Below are 22995 nucleotides of genomic sequence, written 5' to 3'. Positions count from 1 at the left end.
TTATAAATTAATCATTAAGCTCTGCCTTAATGATTACTTCTGAAGATCTGGACTTTTTCAATGTGCTGGCGAGCTCGAGCTCCCTGGCCGAAGCCGCACGTAAACTGAATGTCACACCGCCCGCCATCACCCAACGCCTGCAAGCACTTGAGGCGCGTGCGGGGGTTCGGCTGCTCGACCGCACGGGCCGGCGCTCCAGCCTGACCGAAGCCGGTACCCTGGTCGCAGCTCATGGACGAACGGTGGCCGACACGCTCGAAGCATTGTCCGAAGCCCTGGCCGACAGGACCGGAAATGTCAGCGGTCACCTGCGGGTCGCGGCCCCACATGGGTTCGGTAGGCTCCACGTAGCGCCAGTGGTGCAGGACTTCATTCGCAGGCACGAGAACGTGACGGTCTCGCTGGAGTTATCCGACCATCCTGGCGCCCGGCAAATCGAAACCTGCGATGTGGTGATTCATATCGGCCCACCCGGGCCACCCGGCCAGGTCATGATCACGCTGGCGTCGAATCGGCGCATCCTTTGCGCGAGCCCTGAATACCTCGCACAGTCAGGCCCTATCGAAACGCCCGCGGATCTCGCCAGGCAGCGCTGCCTGGTGGTGCGTGAGAACGATGAAGATGTAACGCTCTGGCGGTTCCGCGCCCCGGGCCGCAGCCCCGCGACGGTGCGCATTCATCCGGTGATGTGGAGCAATGACGGTGCCGTTGTTCGAGACTGGGCATTGGCCGGCATGGGCATCGCCATTCGCTCGGAATGGAACGTTGCCAGCGACCTGCAGCAGGGCCGACTGTGTACCGTGCTACCAGAATGGCAAGCACCGGCAGCCGATGTGGTTGCAATGCTCGGGTCACGGCACGGTCGCAGCGCACGCACGACCGCGTTTCTGTCGTTGCTCCAGTTGTCGCTCAATCCAGTACCTTGGCGACAACATCGGTAGCCGATACAGGCTTCCATGGCGTTGGCCCCCTTTCGCCCCTTCCCTGCGCAGGCGACGTCGGTTTCAAGGGGTATGCTACCTCGCCTAGAGAACGAAACTTTTCATCGTTTCACGTAAGTCGTTGACTACTTGGTTGAGTTCGTTCGTGGTGGTGAATGCCTTAGCTGCGACCTCCCGGGAACCGACGGAAAAGTCTTTGATATTCAGTAGATTGTGGTCCACCTCGCGAGCCACCACCGCTTGCTGCTGCATCGCGCTGGCAATGGTGTGATTGCGTTCCAGTATCTGCTCTACGGCATGGGCAATTTCATCCAGGGCTCCGCCTGCTGAACGCGCGACATCGAGTGTACCGTCCGCTTTTTGCGTGCAACCCTTCATCAGTTGCACAGAGTCATCAATATCGCCACGGATACCCGTGACCATGTCTTCGATTTCCAAGGTCGATTGCTGGGTGCGATGAGCCAGGCCTCGCACCTCGTCGGCAACCACCGCAAATCCACGACCGGCATCACCCGCGCGAGCCGCTTCGATGGCGGCGTTCAAAGCCAGCAGATTGGTCTGCTCGGCAATTGAGCGGATGACTTCCAGCACCCTTCCGATATCCTGGCTTTTTCGGGCGAGTTCGCCGACCTGTGTCGAGGTCTTCTGAACTTCTTCGATCATTTGCTGAATCGCGCTGACGGTCGCTACCACCATTTCCCGGCCTTGTTTCGAAGAGCTGCTGGCGACGCCTGAAGCCTGCGAGGCCAGGAGTGCATTACGGGCCACTTCTTCCACGGCTGCGGTCATTTGCGTCACCGCGCTCGCAGCCTGCTCGATTTCCTGGTTCTGCCGGTTCAGGCCCACCGAGCTCTGCTCGGAAAGGGTTTTCATATCTTCGGAGGTATGTGACAGATGGTCGGCGGACACATAAATACTGTTGATCGTGTTACGCAGGCTCTGCTGCATACGTTCCAAGGCCTTGAGCAAACGCGCCGGCTCGTCCGTCCCGTCAACTTCCTGTGTCGAGGTCAGGTTACCCACCGCGACCGACTCAGCCATCGCCAGCGCACGGGTCAGCGGTTTCAAGAAGCTGCGAGCCAATACCCAAGCCACACCACTTCCCAAGATAATGAGCGCGATGGTTGCCCCCCACATGACAAGACTGAACTCACTGGCCACCGCGTAAGCTTGACTGGCAGCCTGTTTGCTCATGCCCTCTTCCAGATCGATCAGTTGGTTGATCAGGTACAACCATTCCACGAAAGCCGGACGAGCCTGGGTCAGCAACAGCTCCAGAGCCTGGGGCGCCTGATCATTCAGGCGCAGTTCTATCACGCGCCCGATCAGTGGCAGAGTTTTCGCCTCAATGGCCTTGATCTTGGCCAGTGCACCTCGCTCTTCAGAGGTGATGTCATCCCGGCTCGCAAACATTCGATCCAGCTTTTCCGCCGAGGCGGCATAATCTTCCGAGAGTTTTTTGATTTTCGCCAGCTCTGGCGGGATTTGCGTGTTGTCTGCGATCAGCAATGTATCGCGCAATACAATCGCCCGGTCATGCACGCTACCTCGGAAGTTAATCGCATAACGGGCTTTGACGTTATTAACGTCGTTGATGCCGGAAAGGGTATTTTTGATATAGGTCACTTGAGAGGTTGCCAGCCATGTTAGCGCGGTCGACAGCACTAAAATAAAGGCAAAACCAAAACCTAACCGGGTGCTGACATTCAAATTCATCATTACGATTCCTGGTGCGTGCTCGCGAATAGCTGAACGGGAAGAAACACTGGGGCGAACCGCCGAAAGTCCTGCCTATCCGTGAGAACCGCTTTCGTATGATCAAGAGAGGCCAAATGAGGACACGGTTGCTGCACGAACACCGGACCTGCGTGGACGTGGTCTCTCTTGAGGCCAGCTATCCTGGCTTTATGATTCGCCTGGCCCAATCGGCCCATTTCATTGAAGGGTGAGGGCTTGAGTCTCAAGTTGATGACGCCCGCGCAGGCGGGCCACAAACCGGGCTCAATCACGGTATCCAGTATGAGCGTAGCCCCTCGTGACAACTATGGGAAACGGCTGACTCTCAGGTAGGGCGTCCCCTATGTTGTGGGGGTGGGTAACCGCTGAATATCAGCGGCTGACCGAGCTGCTTTCCATTTCCGGCGCGTACAAATAAAAATTGTTCTTGCCGCAACCTTTGGCGTGATACATCGCCATGTCCGCATTGCGCAGGAGGTTGCTGGTGTCTGAGGCATGATCGGGGCACAGGCTGATGCCAAGGCTTGCGCCGATGTTTATCCGATGATCCTCAATGTCAAAAGGACTGGACAGCGCGCCGACGATGTTCGCCGCGACCTGGGTGGCCTGAGTAGCATTGACCCGACTTTCCAGGATCACCGCAAACTCATCACCGCCAATCCGGCACACCACATCGTTGCTGCGTAACGTATCGCGCAATCGTTCGGCGACGAGGGTCAATAATTTATCCCCAGCCTCGTGGCCGAGTGTGTCGTTAACAATTTTGAAATCGTCCAGGTCGATGAAAAGCACCGCGCAGGACGTGCCATAGCGCAACACCTCGGTCACCGCGGTTTCGAGCTTCTCCTTGAAGTAGTGCCGGTTATGCAGGCCGGTGACAGGATCGTAGTAGGCTAATTTGTTGAGTTGCTGCTCAGCCAACCGGCGCTGTTGCAGTTCGGCGCTGGTTCGCGCGTCGTGCCACTCAAGCTGCGCCATCAAGTCATTGAAGCTACGGGCGAGACGACCAGCCTCGTCGCTGCCGTACATGGTCGCGCGCAGGCTGAAATCCCGCTTGGCGGTTACCTGCTCGGTCAGTTGTACCAGGCTCAACAACGGTTTCACGATGCTGGAGGCCATTCGACGCGAGAGTACGAGGGACAAGCATAGTGTCAGGACGGCCGCGAGCCCTCCGAAGACAGACTGCAATGCGAGGCGACGGTACAGCGAGGCCAGGCTCGCCCGCACTGCGACACAGCCGATGTGCTGGCCGTGGAGCACAATCGGCTGGCGCACGAGTAATGAGGTCCAACCGATATGTTCGCTCGCCGCCTGATTCACACCTGCCTCCAAGGTCCCTCGCTGATAGGTGGCTAGCGCCTGTCCATCAGGCAATAGGAACGCAGCCCAGGTAATGTCCGGGATATGTTTAAGAGAATCGAGCGTTTCTTGCGCTTCCCGTGCGTTGCGAAACATGATCGCCGCGGAACCATTGCTGCCGATCACCATCGCATGGACTCTGACGCCTTCTGCCAATGCGTGGCGTTGCACGACCAGTTGGTAGGCCAGCAGGGTCAACAGCAGGAAAGCCATGGCCGTAGCAGTCAATAAAAATCCGGTGTGGGTGAGCTTGTCACGTAGAGGCCGATCCTTGAAGGGCAAAGTATGCATAAGCTCAGGACCTGTCAGCCACGAAACTGGCGAGTTTGAGGAAGCTGGAACTGAAGTCCAGGTTCACGCGTCGCGCTGCCGCCACGTTCACATCGAAAACGATACGCGAACCCTGCCTGCGCATTTCGATCATGATGCCCCGGTCGGAAAAACCGGTCGCGTCCGTGATAGTCAGGACCGGCGCGGTGGCAAGCTGCTGAAGCAAGGCGTCGAGAGTCCGGCGGTTGTGTTCATCGATATAGAGCACCTGACAGCCCGCGAACGAAGCGTTGGGCATAATCCACCGTATGGCGATCGGTAGACCATTTTGGGCAGGCTTGCCCTTGAGCCGAGAGAGTTCCTCAACCAGAGGTGTATTGCCGAGTATGCAGAGTTGGAAGTCAACATCAGACAACGAAGGCCAATGTGCGAAGAGCGTGAAGTTATAGATATAAGCAACCTTCATCGCGCGCTCATCCACCGCTGTGTCGGCCAATAACGGCTGGATAGGCACATACCAGGCGGCGAGGACCAGCAGGAGTAGACCGATAGCCCTCATTGGAACGCATACTCCAGACCCAACCACAGGGTGCGCTCGCCGCGCTCGACCTGTCCCTCGAAGAGCGACGCGTCCCGGTAGCGGCGGTCGAAGAGATTACGCACCGCGGCGGTGACAGTGATACCTGGCAGCACCGCCTCGCTCGTAAGGGTAAGGTCGGCGATCCCATAGCCAGACGCGCTCTCTTGCGGTGTTGTCAGTCGCTTGCCCACATAGCGGGCGGCGAGGCTCGCCCGCAGATGTTCTCCGGCCAGGGGAACCGATGCCTGCAGCTTGCTCAAGTGACGCGGCGAATTGACCAGAGGGCGGTCGAGATTGTCCTGAGTGCGCTGCAGGGTATGGCTTGCCCGTAGTTGAACACGCCGCCATTGCCATTGCGCTTCGAGCTCCGCTCCAAGGGTGTCGATCCATTCCAGTGTCGGGTCAGAAAAGCGTCGGATGGGGTCTGTAATGCGGTAGCGATAGAGGCTACCCAGCACACGGAAATCTCCGGGGCGATAATCGGCAACGAACTCGGTGGTGGTGACACGTTCCGACTCGACGGAGGGAACGTCCTGAGCGGTCACTTCGTTGCGACTTGCGAATCGGATCGCACTGCCATGGGAAAGAGACAGGGTGGTGTCTGCCAGACCGGTATAAATCAGGGCGATACGGGGGGCGCCATGCACCGCCGTGTCCTTGCTGCTACGCCGGTCGACACGCAGCCCCAGGTTCAAACTCAGATCATCCGCAAGCGCGACCTCATCTTGAGCAAAAAGGCTGAAGGTCTGCGCTGAACCCTGATCCAGGCTGTCTTCATATTCGTCGCTACTGGGAAAATACCGCCGAGTTTCTTGATCCTGCCGATAATCATTGCGGTATTCGCTACCCAGCACCAAACGATGGCCGGTGAAGGCTACGCTGCTGACGGTGCCCTCCAGATTCCACCATTGCCCGTCGACTCGGGTGTCCTCAGTGAAATCACGCTGGCCTTCGACGGCTTCACGAAAGGCGTTTCGGTACAGATAGCTACCATGGGAGAGACGGATGGAGGAGCGATAGCTACCGTGGTCGGTATCGTTGCCCAGCGTCCAGAAAGAGTTCCGATCGGAGAAGTCCGATCTGGAATCGAAGAGGCTCGTCAACTCTCGCTGATTGCGCTCTGCGAACGCACCTTCAAAGCTCCATACACCCTGCGATCCCTTGATGAACAGTCGTTGTCCATTCAATTCATCGCCCAGGACGTCATCGCCGTAATGGATATCAGGCAGATCTGCCTGGGACGCCGAAGCCGAGACCAGCCATTCGCCACCGTTGTCCAGACGCTCGCCCCAACTGGCGCGTACTTTACGATCCTGGTTGGAGCCGGTCGTCATGGCCAACTGGCCGCCGTTCAAATCGCGGCCTCGCTTGGTCACAACGTTGATCACGCCGAGAAATGCATTATTGCCGTACAGCGCGGCTCCGGGCCCAGGTGCGTACTCGACCCGCTCGATCATTTCAGTGTCGAGCACGCCATCCTCACCGAGATATATCTGGTTGAAGATATTGTCGGCGACCGGTAGGCCGTCGATACGGAGCATGACGCGTCCGGCGTATTCGCCAGGCATCCCGTAACCACGCCCACCCGGGAAGTAATAAATCCCGTCGAAGCTTATGTTCAAGCCCCGCATGTTGTTCAGGATTTCGGCGAGCGTCCGGTAACCAAAGCGACGTATATCCTCGGCCGTGACCACCGAAACGGCAGATGGCGCGTCGGTCAGTTGCTGAGAGAGTTGCGACGCCCCGACGACCTCGGTTTCCAGCAATTGTTCGAAAGGGAGATTGGTCAGATCCTCGGCGCAAACCACGCGTGACAGCAGCCAGAACCCGGAAACACAAACGCACAGACGGACGCTTCGCAAAGCGTATCGGGTTGATGGCAGGACAACGGACTGGGATGGCATGATCTGGGTATGACTCTCTCGGCCTTGGCACCGAAGTCGCTGCGTTCGGATCGCTCTCGCTTCAAAGGGGACGACGTTTGCAGTGCCAGGCTTTTTTATTCTGAGTGCTGGAAATCCGTTGCTGCCTGACCTGCCACGAAGAAGTGCTCAGTGGCGCAAGGAGCGATTTCAAAGTGCCACCCTTTCAAGGGCAACACTATCGATATCGCCTGATAATGCGGTAGGGGGACGCCTACACCTTTGGGGCAGGTTGCCGACGCCGACAACGATTGCAGCCCAACGCATCGCTCAAACCCGGAATTGTCCCAGTAACCGATTCAATTGGTCGGCCAACTGCCGCAGGTTCTGGCTGGCTGCGTTGGTTCGCTCACAGGCTTGGGTGTTGTCCTGCGCTAGACCGGCCGCCTGAGTGACGTTTTGGTTGATGTCTTCGACCGCGTGGGATTGCTGCAACGTAGCGCTGGCGATGGAGGCATTCAGGCTTGTCAGGTTGCGCAAGGATTGGCTGATCTGATCCAGGCTGATGCTCGCCAGGTTGGCTTGCTCAAGGGTCAGTTGTGAGCCTTGGCTGCTTTCATCGATCACAGCGACGGCGGCTTCCGAATTGCGCTGCAGGGTTTCGATCATGTCCTGGATTTCCGTGGTGGACTGTTGGGTACGCTGGGCTAACATCCGCACCTCATCCGCCACGACGGCAAAACCGCGTCCCTGATCCCCTGCCCGCGCCGCTTCGATGGCAGCATTGAGGGCAAGCAGGTTGGTCTGTTCTGCGATCGCGCGGATCACTTCAATGACACTGCCGATGCGCGTGCTTTCCTGCGCCAGCGTCCGAATGACCTCCACGGCTTGCTGGATGGTTCCAGACAGGTGTCCCACTTGCCGTGCGCAATTGCCAATGCTGTTTTGTCCCTGCCGGGCGCGCTCATCGGCGTCACGTACTTCGCTGGCAGCCTGTTCGGCATTCGTCGCGACCCCCTGAACGGCGTAGGTGACTTCATTGACGGCCGTCACCACCAAGTCCATTTGCTGTGTCTGCTGCTCGCTGTACCCCTGACCTTCGCTGGCGATACCATTAAGTGCGGCGGATGCCTCATCCAGCGCCTTGGCAGCTTGCAAGGATTGCCCCACCACATGGCGCAACTTCTCGGTGAAGGCGTTGAAGTGCCCCGCCAGTGCCGACAATTCATCATGGCCCCGGGCGTCCAGTTGGCGCGTCAGATCGCCCTCCCCGCTGGCTATATCAGCCATGGCCCGCACCGTTTCATTCAACGGCCCTGTAATGCTTCTACTGATCAGAATGAGCAGGATGCTGAGGATCAAGCTGATCGTCAGGAACACACCGGCCGCTTTCCAAAGCTGTACACGGAATGCAGCTTGCACGTCGTCAAAGTAGGTTCCTGAACCGAGTACCCAACCCCAAGGCTGGAACAGTTCGACGTAAGAGACTTTTTCAACTGGCTCACTGGAACCTGGTTTAAGCCACCGGTAACGCACCAGGCCACCGCCCTGGCTTTTTGCGATCGCCACCATGTCGATGAACGGAGTCCTGCCATCCGGGTCCTTGAAGTCAGAGAGGTCCTGGCCTTCGAGCTTGATGTCCGGATGCATGAGCATCTTCACTTCAAGATTGTTGACCCATAGGTAGTTATCCCCGTCGTACCGCATTGCGCGGACCACGGCGAGGGCTTGTTTCTGCGCATCTTCACGGCTCAGCATGCCGTTCTTTTCCAGGTCATGGAAATGCCTGAGAACGCTCATGGTGGCTTCAACCACCTGCCGGGTCTTCCCTGCCTTTGCGTCGTGCTGCTCTATGTAGATCTGCCGCAACAAGAACAAGCTGATTGCAAGGAGCATGGTCATGGCGAGCAGGAGGACTATCCACAGCCGACGCGTAACAGGCATATTGCGAAAAAATTTCATCTTGGGGAGAGACTCACATGGGTGAAGTAACTTCATGGGCGGTACGTGATGTCAGCCGCAGACACGGCCACGCCATGACTTACCCGCCAGTCACAGTTCGCTGGCCTTAATAACGACAGTTCTTCGAAATCCACCTGTGGCATGGCTTTTCCATACAGCCAACCCTGTGCACTTTGGCAACCATGACTCTGCAGGAATGCTTGCTGAGAGGTCTCTTCGACGCCTTCGGCTACCAGCGACAAGCGCAAATTGTTAGCCATGGAGATGATCGCCTTGACTAGCTCGGCGCTTTCGCGGTTGTGTTCGATGTCGCGAATAAAAGAGCGGTCTATCTTCAGGGTTTCGATGGGAAAGCGATTCAGGTAGCCGAGCGCCGAATAACCGGTACCGAAATCGTCGATGGCAATGGAGAAACCCATGGTGTTCAGTTCTTTAAGGGTTTCGCGCACGACGACGCTATCATCCAGCAGCAAGCCTTCAGTGATTTCCAGTTCCAACCAGGCTGGCTCGCAGCCGGTGTTCTGCGCGATGGCGCGGATTGAGCTAAGCAGGTCATTCATCTGGAACTGTCGCGGCGACAGATTGACGGCTATTTTCAGCGGTGGGCACCGCCCCTCACAATTCAAGGTGACGGCAAAACGACAGGCCGTTTCCAGAACCCATTCGCCAATACCAACAATCAGTCCGGTTTCCTCGGCAATCGGAATGAACTTGTCCGGAGGCACTTGCCCGTGTTGCGGATGGTTCCAGCGTAACAGGGCTTCAGCGCCGATCAGGCGGCCGCTGGCCAAATCTATCTGTGGCTGATAATGCAACGTCAGTTCACCGTTACGCTGCGCATGGCGCAAGCTCGCTGCCAGTGCCTGACGCTCCATGGTCTGTTGGGTCAGGCGCGGCGTATAGAGCTGCACATTGTTTCGCCCGCGGGCTTTGGCGTGATACATGGCCGAATCGGCGTACTGCAGGAGTTCGGCGATGCTGTCAGCGTCTACCGGACTGCGGGCGATACCGAGGCTACCGGATACGAAAACTTCCCGACCCTGGATCCGGTAAATACCCGTAATGGCCTGCAGGATTCGTTTGCCCTGGCTGTCCAAGTCGGCAGTGTCGGTGAGTTTGGTGAGAATCAGCGCGAACTCATCACCGCCCAGGCGTGCCACGGTATCGTTACCGCACACCAGACGCCGCAAGCGGCTGGCGGCTTCGCGCAACAATTCATCCCCAGCGCCGTGCCCCAAGGTATCGTTCACCACCTTGAAGTTATCGAGGTCGAGAACCGACACCACGACTTGGCCGCCACTGCGCTCGGCCTCGACCAACGCTTGTTGCAGGCGCTCTTTAAAAAGTTCGCGATTAGGCAGTTCGGTCAGGCCATCATAAAAGGCCAGCGCGTGCATCCGCTCCCGATAGGCTTTCAGTTCACTGATATCCTGGACCGTACCCAGCGCATGCAGCGGCTTACCGTCGGCGTCGTATTCGATACTCATATCGGAATGCAAATGCAATTGCCGCCCGTCCACCACGATGCAGTACTCCAACGTTAGAGAGGTGCTGCGCTCGAAGGAGGCTTGGCAGAGACGATCAAGGATGCGTCCGCGATCCTTGAGCAGGAGCATGGAGAGGAGTTCACTCTGGGTCGGACACCAATTGCGAGGTTTGCCGGCCATACGACAGAGTTCCGCCGATAGCCGCAAGGCGCCAAGGCGATAATCCAATTGCCAGTGGCCGAGGCGAGCCATGGCTTCGGCCTGCTCAAGACGCTGCTCGGTTGCCTTGAGCGCGGATATGTTGCGGGCGATGGTAAGCACGCTGGTGACCTGCCCGTGCTGGTCGAACTCAGGCACCATTTGGATATGCAAGGCAGTCTGTTCACCGTTGGCGTTGGTCCAGATGGCTTCCTCTGAGTCGGGCTGGCCACCCAGCAGGACATTCAAGATGCACCGGTGATAGCGACTCGTCACGTCGACAGGCAGAGGGGACTTGTAAGTAATGGGGGTGCCGATGACTTCGCTGCGCGCGAGCCCATACACCCGCTCGTAGGCGGGATTGATGTAGATGCGCCGGCCCTCACGGTCATAGCGGACAATGACATCCGGCGAATTCTCCACCAGGGTGCGAAACTCCTGCTCCCTGACCCGCAGTTCCTGCTCGGCGCGCCGTAGCTGGGTGATATCACGGCCCACGGCCAGTACGCTGACGACTTCACCGTCGGCCCCCAGCTCCGGAACGAGGCGTATCTGGCTGGTAATCGGGCCGTTTGCACCTGTCCAGGACAACTCATAGTCGGCGGGTTGGCCACTGTGTACCACCTCCAGCAGAGTCGCCTCATAGGCAAGCATTTCGGGAACGCTGGAAGCGTCGCTGGGTTTTTTGCCGAGCAGGGACACAGGGGAGACTCCGGCTATACGGGCAAAAGCCGGGGTGGCGTAAGTACGCAGAGCCTGGCGATCATAGCGGGCAATAGAATCCGGCGTATTCTCGGCCAGCGTGCGAAAGGCCTGACTGTCAGCGGTGCACTTCAAACACTCAGCGTAGAAGCGAGTCTGCGTTCGCTCGGTGCAAGGCGTCGGGGTGAGCAGGCTCGAAGGAGGTAGATTGTTATTCATACTCGCCACCTGGTTTTGTCGGTGAGAGAGTCGTTGCGGTTGGTCCTTTTGCGCATAGGGCCACCTGATCGGGGCGCCCAGACTCGTTGGTGCATATCGGATAGCACCCGGTTATTCATTGCATGGAAATCCTTGCAGGTATTTCATAGTGCGGCGTCTTTGCCTCAGACAATGAAGTGCTTGACGATGGCATTCAGCTCACCGGCCAGGTCCGCGAATTCGCGAGTGGATGCATGGGTCTGGTTCGCGCCGCCCGATGTTTGCGCAAAAGCCTGCGGTAACAGGATCGGCCGGCGGCTGTAACGGCAGAAGAACGTGCGGATGAAGCTCATGTCGGCGTCCTCTCCTCTGCCATGGGTTGGGTGAGCGAACGCGGCAGGACGAACCCATTCGCCGAGAGTCCTCGCTCGATACCCAACAACGTGAACATGTAATTGTCGACCAAGACCATGCCGAGGATGAAATCGTTGCGGATTTTGCTGTTTTGGATCGCTGTCTGTTCGATTTGCGCTGGGGAAACTCGCAATATGCCGCCGACCGCATCGACCACTACACCGATCATGTGCGTTCGATCAGCGAAGCCCACCTCAAGGACGACTACACAGGTGCTCCAGCTCATCCTTACCGGCCGACCCGCGAGGTGGATGCCAAGGTCGATCACCGGTACCAGCGTGTTGCCCACTCTGATTGCACTGCGCAGCTTCGACGGCATGGCCAGTTTAGTGAAGAGCTGACGCGCCTCGACGACGGTGTGGATGTTCAATGCGCTGATCGCGAACCGTTCGCCGCCGAGCATGAGCGACAGGTTAGGGCTGTCGGGTATCGGCTTGTCAGCAGCCAATTGAGGGTTAATGGCTGTACCTGCCAGTACCTGCTTTTTCTCATCCATCAGCGCGATCAATTCGGCCAACTGATACATCTTGTCGGCGAGCTCGATGAAGTTCTCATGATCGGTGACGCTACGTTTGAGCACCGGCAAACGACTCGAGGCAACAGACTCTTCACGGGATGGGCTATAAGCCGCGCATGCATCGGTGAGCAGCCCGATCGTATGAAGGGCGAACGGGTCCAGATTAACAGGGTAAACCTCAGCAGATGGATCGACAGGCTTGCCTGTCTTGACGTCGACACGCAACAGATGAACCACCAGCCAGACGAGCATGGCAGTGCCAGGCACCATCAGAAACAGCCAGAACCCTAACCCGTGGATATCGATCACTTGGTCCATGACCTCACTCCTGAAAACGCATGAAGTCCGTCGGCGCTCTGTCCAGATCGCCGGCGTATTCGTTTGCGTGATGGCAGGCGAGAGTGTTCTTGTCCGGTCCCCTGGCAACGGCGCGCACCACGCGCTGGAAGCGATTGCAGGTGGAACCTCTTTGCACCGTGCGCAGGGCCAACGTCGACTCGCGAACCTCTTCCACCAGGCGCGCGAGAACCGCCGTGGCCTCCACCACCTCACTGGCCCCAGTGTTTCGGGCGGCGAGATCGGCACCAGCACCCGCAATAAGGAGTTCGTCAATCAGGTTCATCAGTTGATCGAGCCGGGTGGTATCGACGCTAATCAGGTTGTTCTCTGCCTCGCAATCGTCTTCGACTGGCTGCGCTGCCAGCCCCTCTTCAATAGGCGACGGATCCATGATCGACCGGTCAATCACACTCAGGTCGATGGACGGCTGCTCAGTGATCGAATCGTCCAGCTCCGCGGGGGAAGGGATACCGCAGCGCATGAGCAGAATTTCACCCATGCGCAGACTCTCTTGCGGCAATGCCTGAATCATCTTGCGGTATTCATCGGTCTTGCTGTGCGGCGAGAGGATGTGCACCTGACTGTCTTCGCGAAGGGGTTCGAAGACCGCCTCGATAGCGGCCTGGTCGGCATCGCTGTGAAAGCCGATTTCGAAGCCCAGGTAGCAACTTTCGGGGTTCATCCCGGCCCTGGGTGGCAGGCTGTCGCTGAGGGTAACGATGCTGCAGGTATGCCCCAGGGTGGACAAGTAACAAATCAGCGCCAACGGGTCCATGCCGCTGCGCAGCAGGTCAAGGCCCGGACGCCAGGAAATGTGCCAGTGGTGAGTCTGCAATCTGTCAGCGCGGATCTCCCTGTCCAACTCGGCTTCGACGAGCAACGGGCCCCGCTGCGCCGGGGCATAGTCCGAGGCCGGCTCGACATGCAGCAGGATGGGGTCGCCGAAGAAGTCGGCGATATCGCACAACCCGAACACCTCCAGTACCGCATGACTGTGGTGGGTCAGGCGCAATAGCTGGCCGCGGGCAATCATTTCTTTTTTGGCCATCATCAGTAATTGCAGCCCGGCCGTATCCAGCGCCTGAACAGCCCCGAGGTCCAGTTCCAGATCGCCGCCCTGCCCTGACAAGTCATCCAGGCGCCGTTTCCAATCCGCCGCGGTATAGATGCTCAGCTCGCCCTTGATGGCGATGCGCTGATGCGCGTCAGTGTTCATCTGCCTCCAGCCGGTATAGGTGCATGCCAGGTGCTCGTGCCAGGCATCGGCATCGAGCGGTGCCCGAGCGCGGCCAAAAGCAGGAACGCTACGGGCAAGCCTGCTGATGATCGGCTTGGGTGGGCGATCGTTACGCTCAAAACGGGTTCTCCATCCGGCGACCGGAACTGCCTGGTAGATACGAAAAGGGGTAGCCCCTGCGTCAAAAAAAACAGAGGCGAAATGACATCAACCAATGATGCCGGTCATGCGCTACGGCAAACATCGGGTTTTACTGCTTTTTGGGTAGGCATTCAGGCGGGCTTGGTAGGGGCTTGCTTACCCGTGCGCCGAGACGTGCGTTCACGGGGAGTAATGGATGCGAGTCATTGCTTGTGGAAGACTATGCGCGGCACTCTTTCATGGTTCAGTCGTGTCGTGTCGCGCGGGGTTCGTTTGGAGGTCGCAGGCGCTGCCCGGACAGAGTGGGAATATATCGAGCGCCAGGGTTGTTTCAGCGCAACACCAAGAAGGCATTTGCCTGCCCGCCCCCCTCAAGGGCGTGCCACTGTCACGCTATAAGCTGCTCATGCTTTTTTGCCGATCGCGCCCTTCTGCTGCAATGCCAACAGGAACCCGACGGGATCAGATCAGTTGTTGCGTCATCGCATAGCGGACGATATCGGCCGTACTTATGAATCCCATTTTTTCCATCAAGCGCGCCTTATGGGTGCTGACAGTCTTGTGGCTGATGACCAATTCCGTCGCAATCCGCGAGACGCTCATGCCGCGGGCGAGCAGACGCATGACCTGCAGTTCGCGATCGGTGAGCGCATCGTGCTGGGCACATGGCCCCAGGCCCGTCGCCGCCAAGGCCATCTGTTCGGCCAGTGCGGCGTCGATGAAGCGCCCGCCGGCGGCGACTCTGCGAATGGCTGCCAACAACGTCTCGGGATCCCGGTCCTTGGTCAGGTAACCGGTAGCTCCCGCCTTGAGGGCACGCTGTGCAATCTGCACCTCATTGTGCATGCTCAACACCAAAATCGGTAGTTTCGGATAGTGGGCACGTATGCGCGCAACCAGATCGTCGCCACTGATTCCCGGCATGTTCATGTCCAGGAGCAATAGGTCGATGCCTCCGAGGCGTAGCCGCTCAATAAGCTGGACGCCGTTTTCCGCCTCAGCCACGACTTGCAGGTCCCTGGCTAGCACGAACAGTTGCTTCAGACCCTCGCGCATGATGGCGTGGTCGTCTGCGATCATCAATTGGATCATGAGGCCTCTGGGTCTATTTGAAAGGGGATGTTCACCTGCACACTCGTCCCCTGGCCGGGGGCGCTGTGCACGGTCACCGTTCCGCCGAGCATATGCCCGCGTTCGCGCATCCCAAGCATTCCAAGGGTGCGCTTGGAGAGTCGCTTCGGATCAAAGCCCCTGCCGTTGTCCCGCACTTCGATCAGCACGTGTTCGGAGCAACAGTTGAGGTGGATATCCACCCGACTCGCCTGGGCATGACGAGCGACATTGGTGAGGGATTCTTGAATGACCCGGAAAATCGCGGTGGCGCGCTCGTCGTCGAGCTCCAATCGAGCCGCTGGCGCCCTAAGATGACAGGGGACGCCGGTGTTGTGGGAAAATTCGGAAATCAACCACTCAAGCGCCGAAGTCAATCCCATATCGAGTGCCGAGGGACGCAGGCTGGTTGCCACGTTGCGAACCACCTGAATGGTTTCATCGATCCGCCCCATCAGTGCCTGCACACGCTCCACCAGCAACGGTTGGTCTGTGCCAAATTGCAGGCGCAAAAGCGAAATGCCCATGCGCAACGCAGTCAATTGCTGCCCAAGTTCGTCGTGAATCTCCCGGGCAATGCGCTTGCGCTCCTCTTCTCGCGCGGTTTCACGGTGGCTGGCCAGTTGGCGAAGTTGCGCGTGGGATTCCTTTAGTCGCTGCTGCGCTGCACGCATGGCGCTGACGTTACGCCCAACGGCAAGAATACTGACAAGTACCCCATGCTGGTCACGCTCTGGCACCAGGCGAATCTGGTAGTAGGCAATTTTTGCGCCCTGTTTGGACGGAACCTCCAGGGACAGTTCTTCTTCGGTCGCTTTGCGGGTACGAATGATGTGTTCGAGCCGGTGTTGAAAAAATCGCGCCACACTCAAATCATTTGTCACTTCGCAGATTTTTTTGCCCAACAAGAAGTCCAGCGTACAGCCGAGCATATTTTGCGCTGCCGGGTTGGCATACAAGAAGCGGCACTGCAGATCGTAACGGCCAATGATATCGGGGGTGTTTTCCACCAGAGCGCGGAATTCCTGCTCACGGGCATGCAGGACGCGCTCCGCGTGTTTGCGCTGTGTGATGTCCCGGGCGATACCGACGATTCTCTGCACACGCCCGTAAGTGTCACGCAGAGGAATCAGCGTGGTGTGACAGACCAAGTGCCCGCCAGGTAGATCGAACTCCTCTTCCTCATCGAGTGGAACACCGTTCTCCACACAGCGCCGATAGTTGGCGATGGCAGTCGCCGCAACAGAAAGCGGCAGCACCTGCTCGACGATCTCACCGATCAGTTCGGCACGCTCCCTGCCGACACAGTGCTCAAAGGCAGGGTTGACCTCAAGGTAGCGAAAGCGTCCATCCATCACCTCCAGTAGGAACAGGGGGTCCAGGGAATTGTCGAAAATGTCCCGGTAACGTTGTTCGCTTTCCAACAATAATGTCTCGGCGCGCCTGCGCTCGATAGCGATGGCTGCCAGGTGGCTGGCCTGATAAGCCAGCTTGAGGTTGTCCTGCGACGGCAGTCCCGGTTGGCGTAAAAAGATGCAGAAAGTGCCCAGAACTTTGCCAACGGAGTCCTTGATCGGCTCCGACCAGCAGGCTCGCACACCGATCTTGCTGGCCAGTTCGCGGAAATCACCGCAATAGGGATGCGTCGCCAGATCCTCGGCAATGACCCGGGCACCACGCCAGGCGGCAGTACCGCAAGTTCCGCTGCCTTCTGCAATTTCGACGCACGCCATCATCTGCGAATGCTCCGGTAACACCCGAGGCGCCGAGGCGAGACGCAGGTAGCGACCATCGTCATCCGCCAGCATGATGCAGGCCAACAAGTCCGGTTGGTCCAGCTCAACATAATGGCTCACCAACGCTAATATTTCCGGCAGCGGGGCACACCGTGCCAGCCGCTCGAAGATGCGCAGCCTGACTTCTTCCAGGCGTTTGTGACGTTTCAAAGCAGTGATGTTGTGTCCCTTGGCCAGAACGCTGACCACCGAGCCATCCAAGGCGCGCTCGGCGATTAACTGAACGGCGTGTGAAACAATCTTTCCGGTGTCCGGACAGGCCCATTCCAGGACGGTTTCCAACGGATTCCCCGTGGCCATCACCTGCCGCAACTTCTCCAGGTAGGAGCCAACCTGTGTGTCCGCATTCCAACTGTCTTCGAGCGACTGTTCCAGCGCCTGAGCGGCAGAGAGGCCGGTCTCGCGCTCGAACGCCGGGTTGACGTAGATTCGCCGACAATTCAGGTCGTAGCGGATAATCAGATTCAGCGAGTTTTCCGCCAACGCGCGAAATTGCTGCTCGCTAGTCAGCAGCCGGATTTCCATCCGTTTGCGCTCGCTGACATCGCGGCTGATTCCGACGATACGATAGATATGGCCCTGTTCATCACGAACGGGAATGAACGTTGAAAGCGTCGCGATGTTCCCCGCGGGCAACTCAAGTTCATCTTCACACTCGATAGTTTCCCCGCTCGCCAGGCAACGCTCGAGTGGTGCGAGTATTTTGCGCGCGGTTTGCGCCACGCTCGACTCACCGACGTATCCGCCAAGCAGCTGTTCACGATAGAACCCCGACGCACGTTCGAACGCATTGTTGATCTCGAGATACCGAAAGCGCCGATTGTCGGTCACCTCCAACAGATAGAGGCAATCCGATGAGTTATCGAAAATTTCCTGGTAGCGCCTTTCGGTGTCCCTCTGCGCCGCTTGCAGCCGCTTGCGCTCGGTAATGTCTCGGGCCAGCGCAAGGTTGTAGTGCTGGCCGTCGAGTTCAATAAAAGAAATGCTGATCTCGACTGGAAAGACGTCGCCGGCCTTGGTTCGGTTGCGACTCTCGATAAAGTAGGGGGGAGACTCTGAAGCCCCTGAAGTGCAAAAGTAACGATCCATTACCTGCTCGTTGCTCCAGGCAATGTCTATGTCGCCGACGCTCATGCCCAGCAGCTCTTCCCGGCTGTACCCCAGGCTTCGACAGGCTTCGTCGTTGACGTAGCGGAAGCGGGCCTGACAATCGACCAGAAACGCGGCTTCATGCACATGGCTGAGGGCAAAGTCCAGCAGCGAGACACGTCCCTCTGCTTCGAAAAGGCGGCTGAGGTCTTCGATCTGGAGGATGAAATACAAGGGGGTGCCGTCCTGGGCGCGTATCACGCTGGTCGTCAATCGCACTCGAAGATAATGGCCGCCTCGGTGCCGGTAGCGTTTCTCCAGACGCATATGGGGTATTTCCCCCATGAGCAGGCGCTGACAATAAACCTGTTCTGCGGACAGATCGTCCGGGTGAGTCAGGGACTGGCTGCTCGTTTGCAATAACTGGTCTTCAGTGCACCCGAGCATCTGGCAAAGAAACGGATTGACGCGTAGCCAGTGACCATCGAGGGCCAGCAGCGCCATGCCGATAGCTGCTGATTCAAAAGCCAGGCGCAACCGCTCTTCACTCTCTTGCAGTGCCTGTTCGACGCCTTTACGTTCGCTGATGTCATGCAGGAAACCGAACCAGATGATCGAACCGTCCGCTTCCAGCGTTGGCCTGGAACGGCCCTCGAGCCAGATCTCGCCCTTTTGTGGATGACGGACCCGATATTCGCATTGCCAGGGGCTTAGGGAACGTGCCGACTCGGCGATTGTTTCTTGAACCCGGGCAACATCGTCCGGGTGAATACGTTCGAACAGAATACTGACGTCGCGCTTGAGCTCCTGAACCGTCACACCGTAGTAATTTTCGTAGCCAGGCGAGATCCAAGGCATGGAGAGCGTGCCGTCGCGGCCCAGGCGAAAGGTGCCGATGATGCCCGGAGCGGTTTCGGTGATCCGGTGCAGCCAGTGGTCCTGCTCGAGAAATTCATCCAGGCTCTGAGGGGCTTCGATCGGGGTGATCTCGACCAGTAGAAATGCGCCCACGTCCGCCAGCTTGCTGCGGCCATGCAACAGACTGCCATTCTTGTGTCGATAGGACAGTTCAGTGGCGTGGCCAACGAGCCCCCATGGCAAGTCTTGCCCCTGCACGTCCTGCGAGACCAGGTGATCGGCCTGATGAAGCAGCTCGTCAAACGGTGCCCCTGACAGGTCCGCCAGAATGTAGCCAAACAGCTCGGAAAATGCGCCATTGACCTTCACTATCCGACCCTGATCGTCTAGTAAAACCAGGGCACAGGACACCAGATCAAAGGTTGCTGCGAACAGTTGGGATTGCGCCATCCGTGCGTTTAACGCGTCCGTTTCCATAGAGAGCATCATCTGTACTCACTAAACAGTCGCTTATGGGGAGGGGCTTGTCGGTGGCTCCTCGCAGGGTAAAGGTTATTCCTTGGGAGCTCTTGATACGCCATGGAAAACTGACTTCAAGAAAACCTGGGATAACCTTTCATAAATATCGGCGCGATACTCAATTTCTGAAAGGTTTTTCTGTGTTTTCGACGAAAACCACCCGCGCGTGCACAGGATCACGCCAACGCTGCAAGGGGGCCACCCTGTCTCGCTAATCACCGCACTCAGCCGGGTGCAAGTCGCGGTGATGCAGTTTCCGTCGAAGCCCGTGGGACGATCCACGCGTCCTGTGTGTCAGCGGTTGGCGAAGTACATGGTCACTTCGAAGCCGATGCGCAAATCGGTATAGGTCGGTTTAGTCCACATGATTCGTTCCTCTTGTGATTTTAGTGGGTGTCGCTCTTGAACAGTCTATGCCTCGCTACGCTGGCGGATGGTTCATGTCAATTGCTCAATCGTCACCCGGCCAGGGTCTGCGCTGACAACTCAGTAAAAGTAGGCCAGTCGAAACTGCAGCGAGTTATCGATTTTTACCCCTTCACGCACCGATACATCGCGCATCACCTGCCCCATCAGTTGCAACTGCTTGTTGACCATGGTCGCCACCGTGAAGCCCGCCGTGCCGTTGTCATGACTGGTGGCCAGAGTGACGCCGTCAAGGGTCTCTTTCGCGCCCCAGTTATGCCGATAGGTAATCGCGGCGTAAGTCTCGCTTGTGAAGTTGTATCGCAAATGGTTGTGCAACTGGAGCAACGGATCTTTTTTCGAATGGGTGGCGCGCTGATCGCTGTAGAACTCGCTTTCGGCAATCACATCCCAACTGATCTTGTCCGTCAGCCCCTTGATGTAGCCCACCTGGAAATCCACCGCCCAACGATTGTTGCTCAAGCCAAAGCCTTCGTTCTTGTCACTGCCGGTCGGCGCGGTGACGAACACTGACCAGCCCAAGTGTTCGTTGCGCTCAAGATCGCCGATGGTCCATAACGTACCGCCGAAGGTGATATCCCCCAGCCCGGAGGTTTTGCTGTCGCTGAGCCCTACTTCCTGATAGCCGAAAGGGATCACGACTTGCGGGTCCCAGGTGTAACCAGTACCGAAGAAGTCTGTGAAGTGGACCAGCCTCAACACCCCCACATTTAATTTCAAGTCGAGGTCATCGACCACTTTGTGACCGCCAGAATAGTACTCGTCGCCACGAGGATTCAGTTGGTATATCGCCAGCACATCGGTGCCCTTGGGCAAGGCGGTATAGTCGCCGGGATCTGGCTTTACTTCGGCCAGCGCCGCTGACGAAAGCGCTGCAAGAATGCATACGGAAACCACATTGCGTAAGCCTGATGCTGAAGCACCGGTGATTGGAGTCGAATGTTTGACCATGGCTCAGACCTCATTATTTTTATTGTCGGCAGCAGTTGTCCGGGGCGGCTCGCGTGCGAGCCTCCGATGGAACGTCGGGAAATGTTGATTCAGGGCTTGGCGGAGTCTTTAAGCTCGGCCTGCAAATCATGGGTGCGCTTGATCAGGTACTGACGGATCAGTTCCATATCATCGGCCTTGAGGATGTCGGCGAAACTCGGCATCCCACCGCTCATTCGAGCACCGCTGAGAAACGCCGGGAAAGCCGCATGCTTATCCATGGTCAAGTAGCGCAAGTCCGGCACCTCTCCGCCGCCGATTGCATTCAGTCCGTGACAGCCCGCACACAATCCGTTGAACATGGAACGTGCCTGGACCAGTTGTTCGGGGCTGGCCTTGAGCTCCAACTCGGTCTGCGGCAGCACAGGCGGGGTCCTGGCCTGTGGCAACTCACCCGTCGCCCCAAGTTTGAAAGCAATGACCCTTGACTCGGCGAGTACCTTGCCTTTGTTGGTCAAAGGGCCGGTCAATCGTGGAATGATGCCGCCCCAGCCTACCGAGAACGCCACGTATTGCTCGCCTTTGACGGTATAAGTAACCGGCCCGGCCATCACCCCGGAGTTGGCCCGATGCTCCCAAAGTTTCTCGCCTTTGTCGGCGCTGTAGGCCACCACCCGCCCATCAGCGGTACCCTGGAATACCAGATTTCCGGCCGTGCTCAGCGTGCCTCCATTCCCCGCGCTGATATACGCCTGTTTCCATACCGCTTTTTGCTTGACCGGATCCCAAGCGATCAACTCACCGGACCATGCATCGCGGATCGACTTGAGCTGCTTCGGATCTTCAGGCAGGTCGGGAACATCCAAGCCAAAATTGACCACCGACTTGTTTGGGAAGAACTGCGGTTTATCAGCGGCTTTGAGTTCAGCCAGGGTCAGTTGCGCCGGGATATAGACGTACCCGGTTTTCGGGTTGAACGACATCGGGTGCCAGTTATGTCCGCCCAAAAAACTCGGCTGCACGACCTTGGGTCCGCTCGAATAGTCGGCCTTGCCGGTGTAAATCGGCCGACCGGTCTGCAGATCGATGCCACTGGCCCAATTGACCGGAACGAAATTCTTGGCGGATAAAAGCTTGCCACTGGTGCGGTCCAGTACATAAAAGAAACCGTTCTTCGGCGCTTGCATCAGGACCTTGCGCAGCTTCCCGTCGATTTTCAGGTCGGCCAGAATCATATGCTGGGTGGCGGTGAAGTCCCATTGATCCTTGGGCGTGACCTGGTAATGCCAGACATACTCGCCGCTGTCTGGGCGTAGCGCGACGATGGAGGAGACAAAGAGATTGTCACCCTCACCCTCGGTGCGAAACTTGTAGTTCCAGGGTGAGCCGTTGCCGGTGCCGATGTACAGCAAGTCCAGCTCCGGGTCATAAGCCATGGAGTCCCAAACGGTACCGCCACCGCCCCACTTGACCCAGCCGTCGCCTTTCCAGCTCTTGAGCGCCAGCGCCATGGCAGGATTCTCGGGAGGCAGCTTCGGGTCGCCCGGCACCGTAAAGAAACGCCAGTCCTGCTTGCCGGTCTCGGCATCGTAGGCGGTCACATAGCCACGTACGCCAAACTCAGCGCCCCCGTTGCCTATAAGCACCTTGCCTTTGACAATGCGTGGCGCGCCAGTAATTGAATAACTCTTGCTGCGGTCGATGATGGTGTCGACACTCCAGACCGGCTGACCGGTTGCCGCATCCAATGCAATCAGGCGACCGTCAAAGCTGCCGACATAGACTTTTCCATTCCAGACAGCAACACCTCGGTTGACCGGCCCGCAACACCCCTGGCTGAGATTTTCAGGAGGAACTTTCGGGTCGTACTTCCACAAACGTTCGCCGGTTGCGGCGTCGATCGCATAGACAATGCTGAACGCCCCCGTGGTGTACATCACCCCATCAACGACGATGGGGGTGGCCTCGGTGCCCAGATCGATATCCAGCTTCTGCGTCCAGGCCATGCCCAATTGCTTCACGTTACCGTCATTGATTGTGTTCAGCGGGCTGAAGCGCTGCTCGTCATAGGTGCGTCCATGCGCCATCCAGTTGCCGGGCTCATTGTTTGCCTGAACGATACGCACACCATCGACACGCGCCGCCGAAGACTGTGTATCAGCAAATCCCGACAAACTGGACACCAGCAAGGGCAGCCCCAAGAGCAGTGGCAAGGGCAACGTTCTCATGATCAGGATGCTCCAATCTCATACTTATTGTTGTTCTAGTGCTTCACTACACGCGCTATCAAGCGCGCTCAGGAAACCGTTGCCAGCGCTCAGAA

General features: G+C 57.9%; 15 protein-coding genes. 1 reads left to right on the top strand and 14 read right to left on the bottom strand.

Annotation, left to right across the window (positions count from 1 at the left end; all coding sequences use genetic code 11):
• Nucleotides 1-29: 29 nt before the first annotated feature.
• Nucleotides 30-941, top strand: a complete 912-nt coding sequence (locus tag LOY35_RS11485) for a LysR family transcriptional regulator (protein ID WP_258632578.1) — start codon at nucleotides 30-32, stop codon at nucleotides 939-941.
• A gap of 84 nt (nucleotides 942-1025) precedes the next feature.
• On the opposite strand, the gene LOY35_RS11480 is transcribed toward LOY35_RS11485, so the two are convergent.
• The 14 genes from LOY35_RS11480 to LOY35_RS11415 all read right to left on the bottom strand — a co-directional run bounded on the left by LOY35_RS11480 (nucleotide 1026) and on the right by LOY35_RS11415 (nucleotide 22900).
• Nucleotides 1026-2660: a methyl-accepting chemotaxis protein gene (locus tag LOY35_RS11480; protein ID WP_258632576.1), complete on the bottom strand. Its 1635-nt coding sequence runs from the start codon at nucleotides 2658-2660 to the stop codon at nucleotides 1026-1028.
• 390 nt (nucleotides 2661-3050) lie between these two features.
• A complete protein-coding gene (locus LOY35_RS11475; RefSeq protein ID WP_258632575.1) occupies nucleotides 3051-4328 on the bottom strand; it encodes a sensor domain-containing diguanylate cyclase in 1278 nt (425 codons plus the stop codon).
• A 4-nt stretch (nucleotides 4329-4332) separates the two neighbouring features.
• Nucleotides 4333-4866, bottom strand: coding sequence for a YfiR family protein (locus LOY35_RS11470; RefSeq protein WP_258632574.1), 534 nt, complete (start codon nucleotides 4864-4866; stop codon nucleotides 4333-4335).
• Nucleotides 4863-6791, bottom strand: a complete 1929-nt coding sequence (locus LOY35_RS11465; RefSeq protein WP_258632573.1) for a TonB-dependent siderophore receptor — start codon at nucleotides 6789-6791, stop codon at nucleotides 4863-4865. The genes LOY35_RS11470 and LOY35_RS11465 overlap by 4 nt, the downstream gene beginning before the upstream one ends.
• Nucleotides 6792-7079: 288 nt before the next feature.
• Entirely contained in the window at nucleotides 7080-8711 is a 1632-nt protein-coding gene (locus LOY35_RS11460) for a methyl-accepting chemotaxis protein (RefSeq protein ID WP_258633569.1), read from the bottom strand.
• Nucleotides 8712-8743: 32 nt separating this feature from the next.
• Nucleotides 8744-11317, bottom strand: a complete 2574-nt coding sequence (locus LOY35_RS11455) for a bifunctional diguanylate cyclase/phosphodiesterase (protein WP_258632571.1) — start codon at nucleotides 11315-11317, stop codon at nucleotides 8744-8746.
• A gap of 164 nt (nucleotides 11318-11481) precedes the next feature.
• Nucleotides 11482-11649, bottom strand: a complete 168-nt coding sequence (locus LOY35_RS11450; RefSeq protein ID WP_258632569.1) for a hypothetical protein — start codon at nucleotides 11647-11649, stop codon at nucleotides 11482-11484.
• Entirely contained in the window at nucleotides 11646-12545 is a 900-nt protein-coding gene (locus LOY35_RS11445; protein ID WP_258632568.1) for a chemotaxis protein CheW, read from the bottom strand. The genes LOY35_RS11450 and LOY35_RS11445 overlap by 4 nt, the downstream gene beginning before the upstream one ends.
• Before the next feature lie 4 nt (nucleotides 12546-12549).
• Nucleotides 12550-13782 (bottom strand): STAS domain-containing protein, encoded by a 1233-nt coding sequence (locus LOY35_RS11440; protein ID WP_258632566.1) that lies wholly within the window; start codon nucleotides 13780-13782, stop codon nucleotides 12550-12552.
• A gap of 624 nt (nucleotides 13783-14406) precedes the next feature.
• Complete coding sequence (locus tag LOY35_RS11435; RefSeq protein ID WP_258632565.1) at nucleotides 14407-15036, bottom strand: response regulator transcription factor; 630 nt, start codon at nucleotides 15034-15036, stop codon at nucleotides 14407-14409.
• Nucleotides 15033-19274 carry a PAS domain S-box protein gene (locus tag LOY35_RS11430; protein ID WP_258632564.1) on the bottom strand — a complete coding sequence of 1414 codons (4242 nt, stop codon included), beginning with the start codon at nucleotides 19272-19274 and terminating at the stop codon, nucleotides 15033-15035. The genes LOY35_RS11435 and LOY35_RS11430 overlap by 4 nt, the downstream gene beginning before the upstream one ends.
• Nucleotides 19275-19610: 336 nt before the next feature.
• Nucleotides 19611-19682 carry a pyrroloquinoline quinone precursor peptide PqqA gene (pqqA, locus tag LOY35_RS11425; RefSeq protein ID WP_124086857.1) on the bottom strand — a complete coding sequence of 24 codons (72 nt, stop codon included), beginning with the start codon at nucleotides 19680-19682 and terminating at the stop codon, nucleotides 19611-19613.
• Nucleotides 19683-19802: 120 nt separating this feature from the next.
• Complete coding sequence (locus LOY35_RS11420) at nucleotides 19803-20693, bottom strand: transporter (RefSeq protein WP_258632562.1); 891 nt, start codon at nucleotides 20691-20693, stop codon at nucleotides 19803-19805.
• Between the two features lie 89 nt (nucleotides 20694-20782).
• Complete coding sequence (locus LOY35_RS11415; protein WP_258632561.1) at nucleotides 20783-22900, bottom strand: PQQ-dependent dehydrogenase, methanol/ethanol family; 2118 nt, start codon at nucleotides 22898-22900, stop codon at nucleotides 20783-20785.
• Nucleotides 22901-22995: the final 95 nt, after the last annotated feature.

This window comes from Pseudomonas sp. B21-028, from assembly GCF_024749045.1.
Taxonomy (GTDB): Bacteria; Pseudomonadota; Gammaproteobacteria; order Pseudomonadales; family Pseudomonadaceae; genus Aquipseudomonas.
The sequence above is the reverse complement of the archived record's forward strand: the minus strand, read 5'-3'. Positions and strand labels throughout refer to the sequence as shown.

What these genes read in the sequence shown, in the direction of transcription:
- LOY35_RS11415 (WP_258632561.1), bottom strand. Translation starts at nt 22,900, where the DNA reads ATGAGAACGTTGCCCTTGCCACTGCTCTTGGGGCTGCCCTTGCTGGTG.
- LOY35_RS11435 (WP_258632565.1), bottom strand. Translation starts at nt 15,036, where the DNA reads ATGATCCAATTGATGATCGCAGACGACCACGCCATCATGCGCGAGGGT.
- LOY35_RS11460 (WP_258633569.1), bottom strand. Translation starts at nt 8,711, where the DNA reads ATGAAATTTTTTCGCAATATGCCTGTTACGCGTCGGCTGTGGATAGTC.
- LOY35_RS11465 (WP_258632573.1), bottom strand. Translation starts at nt 6,791, where the DNA reads ATGCCATCCCAGTCCGTTGTCCTGCCATCAACCCGATACGCTTTGCGA.
- LOY35_RS11475 (WP_258632575.1), bottom strand. Translation starts at nt 4,328, where the DNA reads ATGCATACTTTGCCCTTCAAGGATCGGCCTCTACGTGACAAGCTCACC.
- LOY35_RS11445 (WP_258632568.1), bottom strand. Translation starts at nt 12,545, where the DNA reads ATGGACCAAGTGATCGATATCCACGGGTTAGGGTTCTGGCTGTTTCTG.
- LOY35_RS11450 (WP_258632569.1), bottom strand. Translation starts at nt 11,649, where the DNA reads ATGAGCTTCATCCGCACGTTCTTCTGCCGTTACAGCCGCCGGCCGATC.
- LOY35_RS11420 (WP_258632562.1), bottom strand. Translation starts at nt 20,693, where the DNA reads ATGGTCAAACATTCGACTCCAATCACCGGTGCTTCAGCATCAGGCTTA.
- LOY35_RS11470 (WP_258632574.1), bottom strand. Translation starts at nt 4,866, where the DNA reads ATGAGGGCTATCGGTCTACTCCTGCTGGTCCTCGCCGCCTGGTATGTG.
- LOY35_RS11455 (WP_258632571.1), bottom strand. Translation starts at nt 11,317, where the DNA reads ATGAATAACAATCTACCTCCTTCGAGCCTGCTCACCCCGACGCCTTGC.
- LOY35_RS11440 (WP_258632566.1), bottom strand. Translation starts at nt 13,782, where the DNA reads ATGAACACTGACGCGCATCAGCGCATCGCCATCAAGGGCGAGCTGAGC.
- LOY35_RS11430 (WP_258632564.1), bottom strand. Translation starts at nt 19,274, where the DNA reads ATGGAAACGGACGCGTTAAACGCACGGATGGCGCAATCCCAACTGTTC.
- LOY35_RS11480 (WP_258632576.1), bottom strand. Translation starts at nt 2,660, where the DNA reads ATGATGAATTTGAATGTCAGCACCCGGTTAGGTTTTGGTTTTGCCTTT.
- LOY35_RS11485 (WP_258632578.1), top strand. Translation starts at nt 30, where the DNA reads ATGATTACTTCTGAAGATCTGGACTTTTTCAATGTGCTGGCGAGCTCG.